This is a genomic window from Psychromonas sp. (assembly GCF_047632955.1).
Lineage (GTDB): Bacteria > Pseudomonadota > Gammaproteobacteria > Enterobacterales > Psychromonadaceae > Psychromonas.
On sequence record NZ_JBLIED010000004.1, the window covers coordinates 1 to 16,901 of the forward strand.

Annotated in this window: 18 protein-coding genes; 10 read left to right on the plus strand and 8 right to left on the minus strand. The window is 41.0% G+C overall.

Annotation, left to right across the window (positions count from 1 at the left end; genetic code table 11):
* Window positions 1-322: TOBE domain-containing protein (locus ACJAZP_RS04280; protein ID WP_415229499.1), on the plus strand; the 322-nt coding region annotated here is incomplete at its 5' end.
* A 2-nt stretch (window positions 323-324) separates the two neighbouring features.
* The gene (locus ACJAZP_RS04285; RefSeq protein ID WP_415229500.1) at window positions 325-981 is read left to right on the plus strand and encodes an HAD family hydrolase; all 657 of its coding nucleotides are present in this window, start codon (window positions 325-327) and stop codon (window positions 979-981) included.
* 42 nt (window positions 982-1,023) lie between these two features.
* On the opposite strand, the gene punR is transcribed toward ACJAZP_RS04285, so the two are convergent.
* On the minus strand, window positions 1,024-1,926 hold the full coding sequence (gene punR / locus ACJAZP_RS04290; RefSeq protein ID WP_415229501.1) for a DNA-binding transcriptional activator PunR: 903 nt from the start codon (window positions 1,924-1,926) through the stop codon (window positions 1,024-1,026).
* Window positions 1,927-2,028: 102 nt separating this feature from the next.
* Here punR and punC point away from each other — a divergent pair, with 102 nt between their 5' ends.
* Window positions 2,029-3,246, plus strand: a complete 1,218-nt coding sequence (gene punC / locus ACJAZP_RS04295; RefSeq protein ID WP_415229502.1) for a purine nucleoside transporter PunC — start codon at window positions 2,029-2,031, stop codon at window positions 3,244-3,246.
* A gap of 123 nt (window positions 3,247-3,369) precedes the next feature.
* Here punC and ACJAZP_RS04300 read toward each other — a convergent pair whose 3' ends face one another.
* The 4 genes from ACJAZP_RS04300 to ACJAZP_RS04315 all read right to left on the minus strand — a co-directional run bounded on the left by ACJAZP_RS04300 (window position 3,370) and on the right by ACJAZP_RS04315 (window position 7,749).
* Window positions 3,370-4,794: an amino acid permease gene (locus tag ACJAZP_RS04300; RefSeq protein ID WP_415229503.1), complete on the minus strand. Its 1,425-nt coding sequence runs from the start codon at window positions 4,792-4,794 to the stop codon at window positions 3,370-3,372.
* Between the two features lie 453 nt (window positions 4,795-5,247).
* A complete protein-coding gene (locus ACJAZP_RS04305; RefSeq protein ID WP_415229504.1) occupies window positions 5,248-5,850 on the minus strand; it encodes a PEP-CTERM sorting domain-containing protein in 603 nt (200 codons plus the stop codon).
* Between the two features lie 425 nt (window positions 5,851-6,275).
* Window positions 6,276-6,620: a YggL family protein gene (locus ACJAZP_RS04310; RefSeq protein WP_415229505.1), complete on the minus strand. Its 345-nt coding sequence runs from the start codon at window positions 6,618-6,620 to the stop codon at window positions 6,276-6,278.
* 265 nt (window positions 6,621-6,885) lie between these two features.
* The gene (locus tag ACJAZP_RS04315; RefSeq protein ID WP_415229506.1) at window positions 6,886-7,749 is read right to left on the minus strand and encodes a YicC/YloC family endoribonuclease; all 864 of its coding nucleotides are present in this window, start codon (window positions 7,747-7,749) and stop codon (window positions 6,886-6,888) included.
* A 279-nt stretch (window positions 7,750-8,028) separates the two neighbouring features.
* Between ACJAZP_RS04315 and ACJAZP_RS04320 the strand changes: the two genes are divergently transcribed.
* On the plus strand, window positions 8,029-8,589 hold the full coding sequence (locus tag ACJAZP_RS04320; protein ID WP_415229507.1) for a GTP-binding protein: 561 nt from the start codon (window positions 8,029-8,031) through the stop codon (window positions 8,587-8,589).
* Here the strand turns inward: ACJAZP_RS04320 and ACJAZP_RS04325 are convergent.
* Entirely contained in the window at window positions 8,573-9,028 is a 456-nt protein-coding gene (locus tag ACJAZP_RS04325; protein WP_415229508.1) for an HIT family protein, read from the minus strand. The genes ACJAZP_RS04320 and ACJAZP_RS04325 overlap by 17 nt on opposite strands.
* 296 nt (window positions 9,029-9,324) lie before the next feature.
* On the opposite strand from ACJAZP_RS04325, the gene ACJAZP_RS04330 reads away from it, so the two are divergent.
* The 4 genes from ACJAZP_RS04330 (at window position 9,325) to ACJAZP_RS04345 (ending at window position 11,887) form a co-directional block, all read left to right on the plus strand.
* Complete coding sequence (locus ACJAZP_RS04330; RefSeq protein WP_415229509.1) at window positions 9,325-9,546, plus strand: DUF1289 domain-containing protein; 222 nt, start codon at window positions 9,325-9,327, stop codon at window positions 9,544-9,546.
* A 1-nt stretch (window position 9,547) separates the two neighbouring features.
* Window positions 9,548-9,880 carry a DUF2956 domain-containing protein gene (locus ACJAZP_RS04335; RefSeq protein ID WP_415229510.1) on the plus strand — a complete coding sequence of 111 codons (333 nt, stop codon included), beginning with the start codon at window positions 9,548-9,550 and terminating at the stop codon, window positions 9,878-9,880.
* 61 nt (window positions 9,881-9,941) lie between these two features.
* Window positions 9,942-10,673 (plus strand): 4-hydroxy-tetrahydrodipicolinate reductase, encoded by a 732-nt coding sequence (dapB, locus tag ACJAZP_RS04340; RefSeq protein ID WP_415229511.1) that lies wholly within the window; start codon window positions 9,942-9,944, stop codon window positions 10,671-10,673.
* A gap of 155 nt (window positions 10,674-10,828) precedes the next feature.
* Window positions 10,829-11,887 (plus strand): glycosyltransferase family 9 protein, encoded by a 1,059-nt coding sequence (locus tag ACJAZP_RS04345; RefSeq protein ID WP_415229512.1) that lies wholly within the window; start codon window positions 10,829-10,831, stop codon window positions 11,885-11,887.
* Window positions 11,888-11,956: 69 nt separating this feature from the next.
* Here the strand turns inward: ACJAZP_RS04345 and ACJAZP_RS04350 are convergent, their stop codons facing one another.
* The gene (locus tag ACJAZP_RS04350; protein WP_415229513.1) at window positions 11,957-12,373 is read right to left on the minus strand and encodes an MAPEG family protein; all 417 of its coding nucleotides are present in this window, start codon (window positions 12,371-12,373) and stop codon (window positions 11,957-11,959) included.
* An 89-nt stretch (window positions 12,374-12,462) separates the two neighbouring features.
* Window positions 12,463-12,978 carry a GNAT family N-acetyltransferase gene (locus tag ACJAZP_RS04355; protein ID WP_415229514.1) on the minus strand — a complete coding sequence of 172 codons (516 nt, stop codon included), beginning with the start codon at window positions 12,976-12,978 and terminating at the stop codon, window positions 12,463-12,465.
* Window positions 12,979-13,288: 310 nt separating this feature from the next.
* Here ACJAZP_RS04355 and glmS point away from each other — a divergent pair, with 310 nt between their 5' ends.
* Window positions 13,289-15,124 carry a glutamine--fructose-6-phosphate transaminase (isomerizing) gene (gene glmS, locus ACJAZP_RS04360; RefSeq protein ID WP_415229515.1) on the plus strand — a complete coding sequence of 612 codons (1,836 nt, stop codon included), beginning with the start codon at window positions 13,289-13,291 and terminating at the stop codon, window positions 15,122-15,124.
* A 695-nt stretch (window positions 15,125-15,819) separates the two neighbouring features.
* Window positions 15,820-16,890 carry a LacI family DNA-binding transcriptional regulator gene (locus ACJAZP_RS04365; protein ID WP_415229516.1) on the plus strand — a complete coding sequence of 357 codons (1,071 nt, stop codon included), beginning with the start codon at window positions 15,820-15,822 and terminating at the stop codon, window positions 16,888-16,890.
* The last annotated feature ends 11 nt before the right edge of the window (window positions 16,891-16,901 follow it).

The following is a 16,901-nucleotide window of genomic DNA, read 5'->3' on the forward strand; positions in this document are numbered from 1 at the left end:
TTTTATGGGCAACTATAACGTGCTCAGCGCTCCGCAAGCAGCACAACTATTAGGGTTAGAAATTCAAGGTAAATTAGCCATTCGTCCCGAATCTATTTATGTACGCGAGAGTGGCCGGGAATATGCGCCGCATATCTCCAAACCTACCCCGGCTATTATTAAAAACCACCAGCTGTTAGGCAATGTTATCCGTTACCAGGTGCAGGTAAAGGGCTGTGAGATTGCCGTCGATCTCCTCAACCGCTCTTCCGAGCGTTTATTACAACCGGGTAGCAAATTAGAGTTACTCTTTAACCTCAACGAACTGCAGCAAGTGAGCTAATAATGAGTGATCCTTTAACCATATTTGATTTAGATGAAACTTTAATTTCCGGTGATAGCGGGCTTATTTGGAATGAATTTCTGGTCCAGCAAGGTATTATTACGAACCCCGATTTTTTACAGGAAGACCGCCGTTTAATGGCGTTATACGCTTTGGGTGAGTTAGATATGCAGGCCTATCTGCATTTTGTGATGGGCCCGATTAGTCAATTACCCTGCGCAGAAATAGACCGTTTAGCTGAATTATGCGTGACCGAGCGAATATTACCGCGCTTATACCCGCAGGCAAAAAGCATGTTGGCGGATTTACAAACGCAGAAAATCGATACCCTGATGATCTCCGCAACGGTCAGTTTTTTAGTGGAAAAAGTGGCCAAAAAACTCGCTTTCAAAGATGCCATGGGCATTGATTTAGTCGTTGAAAATGGCTGTTATAGCGCGCAGATTTCAGGCACGGCAACTTACCGTAGTGGTAAAGTAAAACGCCTTAAGCAATGGTTGGCTGAGCAGCCCACTGTATTTGCACCGATTGATTTTTATACGGACTCGATTAATGATTTACCGCTGTGTCTGCACGTCGATAATCCCACTATGGTTAATCCCTGTGCGCAATTAAAAAAACAAGCACAACGCTACCAATGGCCAATTCTTGCCTGGTAACCCAGTTTTAGCAAACACAATTAGAGTTGCTTAGCTTTTGGCCTAGCATAACCATTCTTGATGCAGTTGCTGACTGTCTCCTAAATAATCTAATACCCACTGCATCGCGGGGTTAATGCTTTCAGTGTTCCATGCTAAACAGCAAGGGCTAAGATAGGGAGGTTGCTGCAACTGTTTTTCGACTAATTCACCGGATTGTAAAAAAGGAATCGCAATATGCGATGGTACCAGACAAATACCTAAGGCATCTCGCAAACATTGCAGTGCACTATACCAATTAGGCACCATAATGCGGCGCTGATTATCCATTAACCAAGTGACACGCTTCGGTAAGGTGCGCGAGGTATCTTCTAAACAGATCGCGGGATATTCAATCAGCTGCTGAGCAGATAATTTACCCTTAATATTGGCCAGCGGATGATTTTCGGAGACCACAAACTTCCAGGTTAACAAGCCCATATCACGACGCGCAAAAGAGCCCCCCACGGGAATAGCAGTCGTTGCCCCAATGGCGATATCAGCACGGCCATCGGCAAGCGCATCCCACACACCATTAAAGACTTCCATTGACAGGTGCAGCTCCACATCAGGAAACGCTCGGTAAAAATCACCGACCATTTTTGAAACGCGGCTTTCTCGCACCACGTTATCTAATGCTATCGATACATTTTTTGTCCAGCCATTGGCGACTCTTTGCGTTTGCAAGCGTATGTTGTCCATCTGTTTGAGCAACTCTCTTGCTTGTTCAACAAAGTAAATACCCGCCGTGGTGAGTTTTACTTCACGGTGTAAGCGAACAAATAAATTGACCGATAAACGCTCTTCCATCAAACGTACGGTATAACTAATTGCGCTGGGCACTTTGTGTATTTCTTTGGCTGCACCTGAAAAGCTGCCAAGGCGGGCAACCACATCAATTACTCTAAGATCATTATAGGAAAACATATCAAATCAAATATTTTGAAAGCAAAGTGCAAATATTAGCGTTTCACAACCAAGAAAACCATCTTTAAACTGTGACCTCTTTATTAATAACAGCTGAGAAACATGAATCAATCCCCTTCAAAAATCACTTTAATCTGGTTTGCTTGTTTAAGCATGTTAGGATTTTTAGCGACCGATATGTATTTACCTGCATTTAGTCTGATGCAGCAGGAGTTTGCCACCTCAGAAAAACTGATTGGCTTATCATTAACTATCTATTTATTAGGCATGGCCTGTGGTCAATTAATTTATGGACCCCTCTCCGATAGGTTAGGGCGCATTAAAGTCTTAATCGCGGGCATGCTATTGTTTAGCGCGGCTTCGCTGTTATGCGCGTTTGCCAGTAATATAGAGATGTTTCTGGCTGCGCGATTTTTACAGGCATTAGGTGCTTGCAGTGCTGCGGTTATCTGGCAAGCGATTGTCATAGACCGCTATCAAGGCCAGACTTCTGAACGTGTATTTGCCACCATCATGCCACTGGTGGCTTTATCTCCGGCGCTCGCACCCCTCGCCGGTGTGTTATTAGAAGATGCGTACGGCTGGCGCAGTATCTTTGTCTCTCTTGTTGCCTTAGGTGTGCTACTGGCAATCATGTCTCTAAAAGAAAAAGAAAGCGCGCAAATAGATAAAAGCAGATCGATAAAGCTGATCACACAATTAAAAAATGATTATCAACAGATCTTCAGTTCACAAAAATTCATCGCTAATATGCTGATGTTTGGTGGTTCATCGGCTATCTTTTTTGCCTATTTAACGGGCTCTCCATTTGTGATGAACGCCATGGGCTATTCAACCAAAGAGATTGCGCTCAGCTTTATTCCACAAACTATCGGTTTTATTGTCGGGGGTTATGGCTGCCGCGCCCTGCTCAACCGTTATACGGGCAAACAACTATTACCCTTTGCTCTATTATTATTAATCAGTTCAGTACTCATATTATTTACACTTTCATTGTCATTTGAGATCACGACTATCTGGCCAATTTTGTTGCCATTTTGTTTAGTTGCCGTCGCCAATGGCGCAATTTACCCAATCATTATCAGCCAAGCATTGGCTGATTTTAAAGCCTGCAGTGCCACAGCTGCCGGCCTGTTAAACTTTTTGCAAACCATGTTCTGCTTTGCAGGCAGTGCTCTTGTCTCAGCCTTTGCCGTGCAAGGTTTAATCTCAATCACCTCAGTCATGTTAGCTTCGGCAATGATTTTTGTTTTAGGTTACCTGCTGAGCAAGCGCATTAAATTAACTGACCAGGACCTAGACAGCTGCGCTGTCATATAGTCGTTCGTTTAGCAGCACAGGAAAATGTGCTGCAATTTCAGCTTAATCAGCATGATTAGATATAATCGAACAGACGCTTACTGTTGGAAATCAAAGACCGGACCGCGTTGCGCTCTTATCAAGTCACTGCTTTCTTAATTGCTTTTTTCTGCTTGATTGTGCTTTTAGAGACGAAATGGAAATGATCACAACAATACCCATACTGACAAACAATCCCATACGCTGCATGGGATTAACTGACACCCCAATCAACGTAAGGACGATCAGAAAAATGCCCAAATATGAACTATAGGGTGCAAACCACATTTTAAATTTTTTCCCTACTAAGGTATTCTTAAGCTGGTAATTTTTTCTGTTTTTTATTTGTGATGCTAAAATAATCATCCAATTACTAATCAATAATACCCCTGCTGAAGTGGTCAAATATTCGTAAATGGTTTTTGGTAATACAAAGGATAATAGGATGGTTACAAGTAGGCCACTGGCGCCGATTAAAAGTGCGATGACGTTTACGCCTCTTTTATCCTTTTTCAATGCGATTTTTGGAGCCTCACCGTCCTTTGCAAGGGACAATAATACGTTTGTTATGGCAAACAGCGCACCCACAAAAGTTGAAAATGCGGCACTGATAATAATAACATTCAAAATAGAGCCTAAATAAGGCAAGTGAAATTCCGAGAGCGCGGTAATAAAGGGACTCTTACTCACCTCTATTTGATTCCAATAGGTCATTTTTAAAATTATCGCAATGGAGGTAACATATAAGAATATTAAAGCCAGCATAAGTGCATTAATCGCTTTGGTTAAGGATTCGCTTTTCTTTAATTCTTTAGAAGCCGCGCCTACTACTGCTACGCCAGCGAAGGGGAACAGTGCAAAAATCATCGCAGACCAAAGGCCAGTGATGCCCTGCGGAAACCAATCAAGAGTTGATAATGAAATTACTGCGGCCCCGTCAACCGAACCTTCAGGGGATGCATAGCCAAGAATGAATAACGCACCAAAAACAATAAATGTCACGATAGCCGTGATTTTTACAATGGCAAAGAATGATTCAATTTTCCCAAAATCTTTTACTCCCAGAAAATTAATGCCGAGCCCTAAACAGGAGTAGATAACAGAGAAGATCCATAACTGAATATGCGGGAACCAATAGCGTGTAAACACCGATAAAGCAGTGACTTCACTGGACATAATCAGCACCCCTGCAATCCAATACATCCAGCCGCTAATAAAGCCCATATTGTCGCCAAAGGCTTTTCTGGCATAATCCCTAAAAGATCCTGTTTCCGGATCGTTTATTTTCATTTCTGCCAGTGAATTAAAGGCGATATAGGCTATAAGTCCGGCAATTAAAAATGCAATAATGACAGAAGGCCCGGTTAATTTTATTGCCACGCTGGCTCCTAAAAAAAAACCTGCTCCGACGATCGACCCAATGCCAATAAGACTTAGTTGCCACCAAGTTATTCCTATTTCGCCAGTTGGTTTATTTTCTTTTTTTTTATGATGCTCTACTATCTGTAAAACGATCTTTTCATCATTCATTACTCATCCTATTCGTTCCACCCTTTGATTACAGATCGTAAATATAAAAATATACAGCTAAAAGACTACGCACCACTTTAAACCCAAATCACCAATGGTTTATTGTTAAGTAAAGCATTGGTGAAAGAAGTAAATGTGCTATCTCTTTGTAATAATGTCAGTTTACTGCTTAGAACAGAGGGATACAATGATACAAACCGTGATTAAATATGAGAGGTTAAGGGTAAACATAAGGGTGAGATTAAAGGTATGCGGTTTACTCAGGAGATGTCAGGCGATTGAATGAGTGTTTGATAGAGTGAAAAACCGGATTGGCAGTAAGCAGCCGATCATATAAATTGTGGCCGATAGAGCATCTGCAATCGAATCTGGGAGCAAAATGGAAATAAGCATCAGTAAAGAATACTCTTCCCGCAGAACAGGAAGAGAGTAAGTATTAATTAATACTGTTTGTTACTTGGATAGTTTGCGTCTTGAAAAACCTAAGCCGATTATAGCCAGTGCGAAAAGTGACAGCGTTGTTGGTTCAGGCACAGTAGTGGAATTAATTGCCACAGAGAAATATGTTTGGTTATCGTTGTTTGCATCTGCTGACCATACGTAACGTGCGCTGCTGTCAACTTGAGATTTGAAACCCCAAGGAGAAGTGCCGTTAATACCCAAGTCTGTAGTGGCATTATAGTTCGAACCAAAACCTGTCAGACTAACGAGTAAACCTGCATCACCAGATAACATGGATTGAGTGCCATTAGCAAACTCGAAATCAGTATCTGAAAGTGTAAATTCACCAAGCAACATGGCTATGCCGCCTTGATCATAAGCACTAATGTGCAAGTAGTTTGTGACACCCGCAGTCAAAGAGACCGTGTCAATAAAAGTGGTTGGCCAGCTTGCGCCTGAACCGAATAATGTGCCTGCAGCATTGTCGTCAGTGCTTATGAATGACTGATATCCGTTGTCTATATTTGTAGCCGTTGTAAGAATGGTGGCTTGAACATTAACCGTACCGAATAAAAAGAAACTGACAAATAATGCTGTTTTATAAAAACTGGTCATTTTATGTACCCTACATATTTATTTTTACAGGATGATCCTATAATGTTTTATATTAAAGCAAAAATCATACCGTTATTATTAAATCCTTAATATTCAATCTGTTAAAAAATTAAGGATTATATTCAATTCTTAAAATGTAAAAAATACCGACACTAAAATATCTAACCAATGGGACATGAGTCGATTGAGAGTTGATTTAATAACATATCATCAGGCGGCACCTAAAGCCTGCAGAGGTAAATAGGTGCAATTTACCCATGGAATTTATGACCGCTACGGGCGGCGCATTAAACCTGCCGATACAACGTCTAACTTGATAATGAGATTTGGGGCCCTTAACACGCCCCAGAAAATTTATCGTCTAGGGATTTTTAATGACTTAATGCTGGTGGTTCTTGTTAACAGCGCCGATTTTTACAACCGTGTTAGAAGCTGTAGTTAGCATCAACTAAATCACCAAGCTCAACGTCTTTAATAAGTGACTTTTCCTTCAACCAATTTGATAATGCATGACGATCTTCTTCTGTAGCTGAGCCATATCGATCACTTGAAGAGATGAAAATAGCAAATACATCAATCCCACCTCCACCAGCAATCATTAAGTTTCTCGATTCAGCAAAATTTACTATCTCATCCAGAAAAGGGTCTAAAGCGCTTTCATCCATCTCTTTAAAATTTAATGACACTTCAAATCCATAAACGGTGTATTCGTTAACGTATAACTTCTTACGCAGTCGACGGCTTCTTTTTACATTTTGATCAATTTTCATTTTGTCTCTCTTATCTTTCATTTATTAGGTCACTCAATATAAAGCTGAATATCTGTATTAAACATTTGCTTTGCTTATGATTAAACCACCTCTCTTGGTTTAACACCATCATTCACTGCGTTCTTTACCGCCCGAATATCATTCAAGTAGCACAATGAAATAACCGGTATCCAGTGAAGATCTTTGCCATGAACTACAGCACAACAAAGCCCCGAACTACGGGGCTTATGGAGATATATTTAACAATCTGAAATGGGCTAAAACATTATTCTATGTTTTGTACCTGCTCGCGCATTTGTTCGATTAACACTTTACACTCAACAGCTGCGGCGGTGATCTCACTGTTAATTACTTTTGAGCCTAGAGTGTTTGCTTCACGGTTAAATTCCTGCATCATAAAGTCTAAACGGCGTCCTACCGGACCGCCTTTTTTTAATACCTTACGGCTTTCTGAAATATGCGAATCTAAACGATCCAGTTCCTCTGCCACATCGGTTTTTTGTGCCAGTATTACCAATTCCTGCTCAACACGGGTACTGTCTAATTCGACTCGGGCATCTTCGAATTTTTTAAGAATACGGGCTTTCTGCCATGCCTGCACTTCCGGCATAAATGAACGCACTTTGTTTGCTTGTTCGCCGATAGCGGTTAAACGCTGCTCGATAAATGCACCCAGATTACTGCCTTCTGCGGCACGTGCATCAATAAATTCATTCAGTGTCTGCTCAAAACCGACCATTAGTTCAACGGTGACGGCATCCAGATCCTGTTCAGGTGCCTGCATTACGCCGGGCCAGGTCAGAATATCAATGGCATTAAAAGTACCGCTGCCAGCTTTATTCAGTACCCACTGTGTATTTTGGATCACTTGCGCGGCTAATTCCTGATTCATGCTTAATGCATTATCATTGCTGCTGCTGGCTTCAAAACGCAGGCTGCATTCAATTTTTCCCCGTTGCACGCGCTTGCGGAAAATATCTTTTAAGTTAACTTCAAGACCGCGAAACTGTTCAGGAAGACGAAAATAGCTCTCTAAATAACGCTGATTAACTGAGCGAATCTCCCACACTGCAGTGCCCCAATCACCTTTGAATTGTTTGCGTGCAAATGCTGTCATACTGTAGATCATAATTACCTCTCTGAATTTGAATATGCAGTATAACCGAGTGCACCTTTGAATTGTTTGCGCGCAAATGCTGTCATACTGTAGATCATAATTACCTCTCTGAATTTGAATAAGCAGTATAACTGAGTGTTCCGTAAACATGCTACGATAACCTGTTGAGTCTGGAAATGAGAATAACTACTTCCTGCAACTCATGCCTTGCTAGTGTTGATTTTTCCTGCGCAATACAAGATCACATCTTCAATACATTTGGTATAAATATAAATTTTCAGGAAACAGTTAATGAAAAAAGAGATTCCTTGTCATCTTATTGCTGGTTTTTTAGGATCGGGTAAGACTACTTTTATCAAACAGTTATTAAGTTATAAACCGAGTGATGAAAAATGGGCGGTCTTAGTCAATGAATCCGGCAATAATCTCTATCCTCATGAAAATTACAAAACCAACAAGATATTTATTAGCGAGGTTTACGGCGGCTGTTTATGTTGTAGTGCGGGCATGCCTTTTCGCGTGGCGCTTAATAATTTAATTAAACAGGTCAGGCCCGACCGGTTGTTTATTGAACCTGCGGGAGCCGGGCATTTGAATAATATTAAGCAGTTGCTGCAGGGACCTTTTTATCAAGACGTTGTGCAGCTACAACCGATTATCTGCATCTTATCTGAGCAGCAATTGTCGAATCAAAAATATGCCGGAAATCAAGGCTATCAAGCGTTGATAACTCAAGCGGATAAACTCTGTATAAGCACTGCCCATGGCATCAAAATGGCTTATAAATATGCACAACCGCTTTATTTACTACAGGGTAGCAAAGCGGATTTTGATTTTATAAAGCGGGTTTAATCTCCGGTGTTGTAAAGTGATATCCGCTGATTTTTTTGTCCAGGCAAAATTGTTGCAGTTTTGACTGAATATTTAATACCTCATCGATTGGATAGGGCGCCTTATGCTCGGTACCCCAAACAACGCCCGGCCAGCATGGATCGACAGTGGTACGGGCAATAATATGGAGGTGCATTTGTGCGACTATATTGCCAATACTGGCGACATTTAATTTATCACAAGCAAAGTTTTGGCTGATAAATTCACTGATAAGATTGCTTTGCTGAGTGAGTTTTTGCTGCTCCTGCCCGGTTAAGCGGTACAATTCTGTTTGAGTAGTGTTGGGTACAATCACCATCCATAGGAAATAGCGGTTATTGAGTAATAACCATAAACAATCATCACTCTCAGCTAATCTATAACAGTCTTTTTGTAGATTTTTATCCAATTGAATGCTCATCTTGTTCCTAATTAATGGTTTTTATCTATTGTAGTCAAATCAAAGTCTTGGATTTTTAATCTTTCGGACTCCATCCTTGTAGTTTGGCAAGTATACTTGAATCCTGTGCATTTTTAATGACGGATAAACATTTATTGTATACGTTGCGCGCATCGGATTTTAAAATTTATGATTCACTTCTCTAAAGTTGTTAGACTGACTACTTTGATCCGATGAAATTGGATAAAATGATTAACAAGCAAATATGATTTTATGCTTGCAGCTGTTGCTCTGATTTATAACACAAGGAAACTACGATGAAGTTTAGCCCGTGCACAGATAATTGTACTAAAGATGGAACCCATTGCCAGGGATGTGGTCGTAGCCATCAGGAGATTCAATCAATGTCTGCCATAGGTGTGCAATTACTTAATCACCTGATTGAATATGATTATGATGATCCAGAGGTCTTCCTTGATATTGTCAGTAAGAAAGCATTACTGCGGCTGCAAAAACACCAACAAAAAAAGTGTAAATAAAATGGCTAAAAATAACCAGAAAACAATTTCTCCAGAAACACAAGATGAAGCAATGACCTTTGCCAAAAAGACCAACAAGCCGGGGCAAAGCAAAGAACAAACGCGCTTAATTGCCTTAGGTATTCAAAAAGGCATTGCTGAATATAAAAAAAATGCTAAAAGTAAACAACGCGAAGCTGACAAAGCCAGTAAAAAGAATAAAAGTAAGCAATCACTCACAACGGAAGAGCTGCAACCCGAGGTTGTTGTGAAATATCGTTATACTCGTTTGCCTTGGGTGTTGCTGCTGCTTAGTTGGGCTGCAGTGGCTGTCTATTTTATAACAACACATTAAGTAAAACGCTCCGCTTAAAAAATCAGATAGAATTTATATTAGAAACACTAAAGGAATGAAGATGGTTACAGTTATCGTAAATGGTGCAAAAGGGCGCATGGGCAGTGAAGCTGTTAATGCAATAAATAACGATCCGCAACTGCAATTGGTTGGGCAGTGTGATGTTGGTGATGATTTAACTGAGCTTATTATCAATTCGGGTGCACAGGTGGTGGTTGATTTAACGGCCGCTTCCGCAGGTTTTAATAATACCAAAACTATTTTAAATGCGGGTGCTCGCCCCGTGGTTGGTACCAGTGGTTTTCAAGATGAACAGGTCAAACAGCTGCAGGCATTAGCGACGGAGAAAAATTTAGGGGGGGTAATTGCACCTAATTTTTCAGTGGGTGCGGTATTGATGATGAAATTTTCTGCTGAGGCAGCTAAATATCTACCCGATGCCGAAATTATTGAAGCACACAGTACGCAAAAAGAAGAAAGTCCTTCCGGCACAGGTATCCGCACCGCAGAGTTAATTGCACAAGCGCGCACTAAGAATGCCATGGCCTTTAACGATAAAGAGCTAATAGAGGGGGCTCGCGGAGCCGAGTTGCATGGTGTGAAACTGCATTCTATTCGTTTACCCGGGGTGGTTGCGCAACAAACGGTTTTCTTTGGCGGTTTAAGTGAAACATTAAAGATAGAGCATAACTCTTTGCATCGCGAATCATTTATGCCTGGTATTTGTCTGGCCTGTAAGCAGGTCGTAAAACGTAACGAATTAGTTTACGGTTTAGAGCATTTAATGGATTAGATTTTTGCTAGCCTTGTTTCTGAGTAAATTAATTGGGATGAAGGCGCGGTAACATCGTTATAAATTGAACTTTTATCAAAATTGGTGATCATATCAATTAGATATAGCCTTTGATAATTTATATTACCGTAGTTCCCCCCTAACTAGAGTTAAAAATGACATTCAAACACAAATTGAGAAAGTTTGATCAATTTCGCCGCAGTAAAATGTCGAGCCTTGAAACGGCGTTTTATCAACTTTTCAGTAATAAACGTAGTTTAGAAAAGCAGGAATTAGTAAAAGATAAAGTAAAACATATTCTCTTGATTCGTAATAATAAGCGCATTGGCAACATCTACTTTTTATTGCCCTTTGTCCGCCAAATCCGCCTTGCTTACCCCGATGCACGTATCGATATGATGCTCAATGAATCATGGCAAAGTAATGTTTTTAATAATTTAGGCATTAATCAGTTCCATTATTCTCACTTTTCGTTGAAGGGCATTTTTAAGTTTTTAAAAATGATGAAAGCCCTACGGAAAATCACCTACGATATGATTTTACTTCCTCAGACTTCCGCCGGTGACACCATAATAACGGCACTCTTAGATGGACGAAATAAAATCTCAAGCTTTCATCCTAAGCGTAATTTAATTTGTATACACTCTGTTTATGTAGAGCACCGAAGAAAGCATGCTGCCCTTAGCTCTTTGTCTATTTTAGAGGGGTTAGGTCATACCCTTGTTGAGCCCATTTTGCATACTTTGGAATTTACTCAGGAAGAGTTGGACAAGGGACGGCAAGCCAGTCAGGTGCTGCGCAATAATGAAGGGCGTGTAACGATTGCTTATTTTAGGGGGGCGCGTGGGGATAAATTGTTATCTGAGAAAAGCTGGTTAACTGTTTTATCAAAATTTGAAACAGCTACCAATCAACAGGTGCAGTGGGTAGAGATTTTATGCCCGGATATCAGCAAGCCAATAAATGCAGGTGTCAAAACCTTTCAGACCAGCAATCTGCGTCACTTAGCTTCGGTGCTCAAAGAGTTGGATGCTTTTATAAGCTGCGATACTGGTCCGCTGCATTTGGCAGATGCAGCAGGAGCAAGCTGTATTGGTTTATACAGCCATACTAATCCGAAGGTTTTTGGAGTGATTGGTGAAAATACCATTAATGTTTTGGATATAGAAAACCTAGATGCGCCGGCAATAGGAAAAAAATTAAATATTTTTTAGCCGCGTGCGCAGCTGATTATTAATGACCTGTCGGTTGTTGTACTTAAACCGGCGGTTTTTAATTTATTTTTATAACTGCGCAAAAATCAGTATTAATAACAGGATATTAGCTAATAAGCCAAGCAGATAAAAGTAAGATCGCGGGCTTGGGTTTTTTTCCGTAGAGATGAGGTAGTACAATATCATATGTACGATCCGTACCAGTGCATAAACCCAGATAGTCAGCGCAGTCCAAAAGGGATCAACGTTGATGAAAATAGCTAAAAATGCACTGCCGAGAAAAACACCGAGGTTCTCTAAAGAGTTTTCCATGGTGCGATGAGCACGGTAAGCAAAACTCTCGTGACCAAGTGAAGGATCTATTTTACCCGGAATATGGTTAGGTAATCTCGCTTTACTCATATTTGCGACAAAAGACTGCACCACTAAGGTCACCAAAACTATCAATAACCCGCTAAAAGCTGAACCGTACACTGTAAAATCCATAGAATCCTCTTATTTTTAATCTGCTGTGTTTAAAATAGTAGTCTCATAATCATCTATTTGGCAGTTACTTTTTTTTAGAATAACAGACCCTAGATATCTTTCTGCAGCACTAAATCGGTTTGAATATCACCGGCCATATTAAAGGGGTGTGAGCCGATTTGATAAAATCCCATTTTTTTATAAAAGTGTAATGCCGGCATATTATTTTCCCAAACACCTAACCACACAGATTTTTTATTCTTTTGCCGGGCTAAATCACAAGCAAAATTCATTAACTCTTTGCCTAAGCCGTTACGTAAAAAAGACTTACGAATATAAAAACGTTCAATCTCTAATGCGTTAACATCTTTGCTATCGGTTTGTGCGCTCATAACATTTACTTTTAAAAAACCAGCAACTTGTTCTGTAAAGTAAATGAAATAGAAAGCACTGTCGGGATGATTCAGTTCAGCCTGCAACTTTTCTTTATTTAGCGCATCCTGAAAATATTGAGTCATTAATGTTTCACTATTACTCTCTGAAAATGTATCCCGATAGGTTTCCATTGAGACAAAACGCAATAAATCTAGCTGATTTTTTTTACAAATCTTAATGTTGTTTAGCATTGTTCTCATCCGTATGACAATCCGTATAAATCTGCTGCCGCTCTCATTTTACATTAAAAAAACCGGTGAGTTCATCATTATAACTGCAATTGATAGTATTATTGGAACTTAAATTGAACGGTTATTGTTGTGCATGTTTGTGCGTTTTTACAACTAAATAAGAAATACTTTTTTAAAATAGCATGCAAAACCACCAAACATGCATTAAGATGCATGCAAATGCAACAGTTTGCACGTTTCCTCGTGATCGTTTGTTTTGTAAGTACGTATTAATTTTTTTATTTGTAAATATTGTCTGGAGTATCATTATATGTGTGGAATCGTTGGTGCAGTAGCACAAAGAGACGTATCTGAAATTTTATTAGAAGGGTTACAACGCTTAGAATATCGTGGTTATGATTCAGCAGGCCTTGCGGTTATTAATGCCGATGGCCAACTACAACGAACACGTCGTTTAGGAAAAGTTAAAGAATTAGCCAATGCGGTTGCAGCTGATCCTATCCATGGTGGAACCGGCATTGCCCATACACGCTGGGCAACACATGGCGAACCTTCAGAAGCCAATGCGCATCCGCATATGTCAGGCGATAATATTGCTATTGTCCATAACGGCATTATTGAAAACTACGAAATTTTACGCGAAACCCTACGCGGGCGCGGATACGAATTTCTTTCACAAACCGATACAGAAGTGATTTGCCATCTTGTTGAATGGGAATTACGCAGTGTTGAAACACTTTTAGAAGCCGTACAAAAAACCGTGGCTCAGCTAGAAGGTGCCTATGGCACAGTGGTCATGGATCGCCGTGACCCTGGTCGTTTAGTGGTCGCACGTTCAGGTAGTCCGTTGGTGATAGGCTTGGGAGTCGGGGAAAATTTTCTGGCCTCAGATCAACTGGCTTTATTAAATGTTACCCGTCGTTTTATCTTTCTGGAAGAAGGCGATGTTGCTGAAATCACTCGCCGCGATATTAATATTTTTGATCTTAATGGCGTAGCGATTAAGCGTGAAGTTCACGAATCAACCATCGAGCAAGATGCTGCCGATAAAGGTAAATACCGCCACTTTATGCAAAAAGAAATTTTCGAGCAACCCAGTGCGATAATGAACGCAATGGAAGGTCGAATCAGTCATGACAGTGTATTGGTTGAAAGTATTGGTGTTGGCGCAAAAGAAATTCTGAAAGATGTACAGCATGTACAGATTATCGCCTGTGGTACGTCTTACAATTCAGGCATGGCGGCGCGTTACTGGTTTGAATCTATCGCCGGCGTAAGTTGTGATGTGGAGATCGCCTCAGAATTTCGTTACCGGGATTTTGTAGTGCGTCCAAACAGCCTGTTGCTGACCCTTTCACAATCGGGAGAAACCGCAGATACGCTGGCCGCTTTACGTTTAGCCAAGCAGAAAGGTTACATGTCGGCGATGTCTATTTGTAATGTTTCCGGCTCATCCTTGGTACGCGAATCGGATCTTGCCTTTATGACCCGCGCAGGTACCGAGATTGGTGTTGCATCTACCAAGGCATTTACTACTCAACTGACTGCGATGCTTATTTTGGTCACCGCTATTGGTAAAGAACAGGGTACGATTAACAAAGAAAAAGAAGCGCAGATAGTGCATGCACTGCATTCGCTTCCAGCGCAAATTGAAAAAGCGTTAGCCTTTGATAAACCGATTGAAGCATTAGCAACTGATTTTGCTGATAAAGAGCACACCTTATTCCTAGGGCGCGGAGAGTTTTACCCGATTGCCATGGAAGCTGCACTTAAATTGAAAGAGATTTCATATATCCATGCTGAAGCCTATGCCGCTGGCGAGTTGAAGCATGGTCCGCTGGCCTTGGTTGATGCGGATATGCCCGTTGTTGTTGTTGCACCGACTAATGATCTGCTCGAAAAACTCAAATCAAACATTGAAGAAGTGCGTGCCCGTGGTGGTCTGCTGTATGTCTTCGCCGATGAAAATGCTGGTTTTGAAGAGAGTGACGGAATGAAAATTATTACTCTGCCGCACGTTGATCCAATCGTTGCGCCGATCTTCTATACCGTGCCGATGCAGCTGCTTTCCTACCATATTGCCTTAATTAAAGGCACTGATGTGGATCAACCGCGAAACCTTGCAAAAGCGGTTACGGTTGAATAACCAATAGGTTATGAGTGTTGTTAGGTAACAGTAAAGTCTGATTGTTTTAAACCTTCGGTGAAAGTGAATTTCCCGAAGGTTTTTTTATGTCAGCGGCGAATGCTCTATTAAATTACTCCTGCCCGCGCTGCTAATGGCTGGTTTTTAGCGCTGGCCCGTTAGCCTCGTTGATCACTTTTTAAAAACAACTCCTATCATCAACAACAGCCGTTTTACCTGTTCAATCTTCTGTAAACCACACTCGACCTTGAAGATTGCCGACTCTTTTTAACGGTTATTAAAATGTCACTATGAAGAGGTATTAGCGTCATTTAAGCAGACCGCTAAGAGCATATGCATATGCGCTGTATTAAAAAGTGAGCATCTTAAGGATTTGATTTAATAATTAATCGACTGAAATGGAAAGATGAAAACTTTGTTAATACGGTCGTTTTGTTTCCGGAAACACTTGACTACGAAGGATCTTAATGATGGCGGTGATGGTTAAAAACGAGCAGATCAGTAAGTTCGTATTCTTTACCGGCATTTGCACAATGATCTTCCATTTATTATAAAAAAATTATTAGAGTGCACTATCCCACACAGGGCCTCTGAAGTGATGTTTTTTGAGGTAGAATGGGTATAGTGTAATGCAGTGTAGCAGCAAAGTCGCACGGTGATGATTTTTCAAAACAATTAAAATAGTTGGATTCATAATGAACGTGACATTTAAAGATGTGGCTAAGTTAGCCGGTGTATCAACTCAAACTGTTTCTCGAGTGACCAATGGCTCGCCTAATGTCGCGGAAGAAACCAGAAAAAAAGTGAATGCTGCGGTTAAGGAACTTGGTTATGTCCCCAATCAAGGCGCGCAAATATTAGGGCGGGCAAGATCAAAAGTGGTTGGTCTAGTGACCTTAGATATCCTTCTGCATGGCGCATCACTTATTGCTAATGGTGTTCGCAAACAAGCCAAAGAACTTGGTTACGGAACCTCTTTATCCGCTGTTTCAGAGAATTCATTTGAAAAAATAACCGCAGCAATACGCGATTTTCAATCGCAACGGGTGGAGTTCATTATTTTGAATATTCCGCTTAGTAAAGAAGAAGCTGAAATGCTGGTGGAGCAATATTCAGCTATTCATTTTGTCTTTATTGATGTTCCGCCAAACGCCCAAGTGCATGCTGTGTATGGCGCTAGTTATGACGGAGCAAGGCAGGCAGCCGAGCTGATGCTTTCCCTGCAAAGGAAGCGTTTGCTGCTTATTACCGGTCCGCATCATTCCAGCGCATCGGAACTTCGACTGCAGGCGTGGGTGGATGTGCTGCAGGACGATCCGAATGCCAGGATAGTCACTCAGTTTGAAGGTGACTGGCAAGCTCGTAGCGGTTATCTGTTGGCACGAGAAGCGCTTAGTAATGGGGCTGATTTTGACGGTGTGCTGGTGGGTAATGATCAGATGGCGCTTGGCGTATTAAGGGCATTAAACGAATTCAATTTGGCCGTCCCGCAAGAAATATCTGTCATTGGTTTCGATGACACCTATGACAGTGCCTATTTTTCTCCCCCACTGACGACCATCAAACAGGACTTTTTGTTAATTGGAAAGCGCAGCGTTTTAATGGCATTAAGCATGGCAGAGCAACCGCTAAAAGAGTGCCGGCAAGAATCCATTGTCACTCAATTAATTGAAAGAAAAAGCACCCAGCTTTACCAGCAGGGGCGAGATAATAAGCAACAAATGCGTATTTTACTCAAAAAATTTGAAAAATTACTTTCTGAATAGCGGGCTAATAA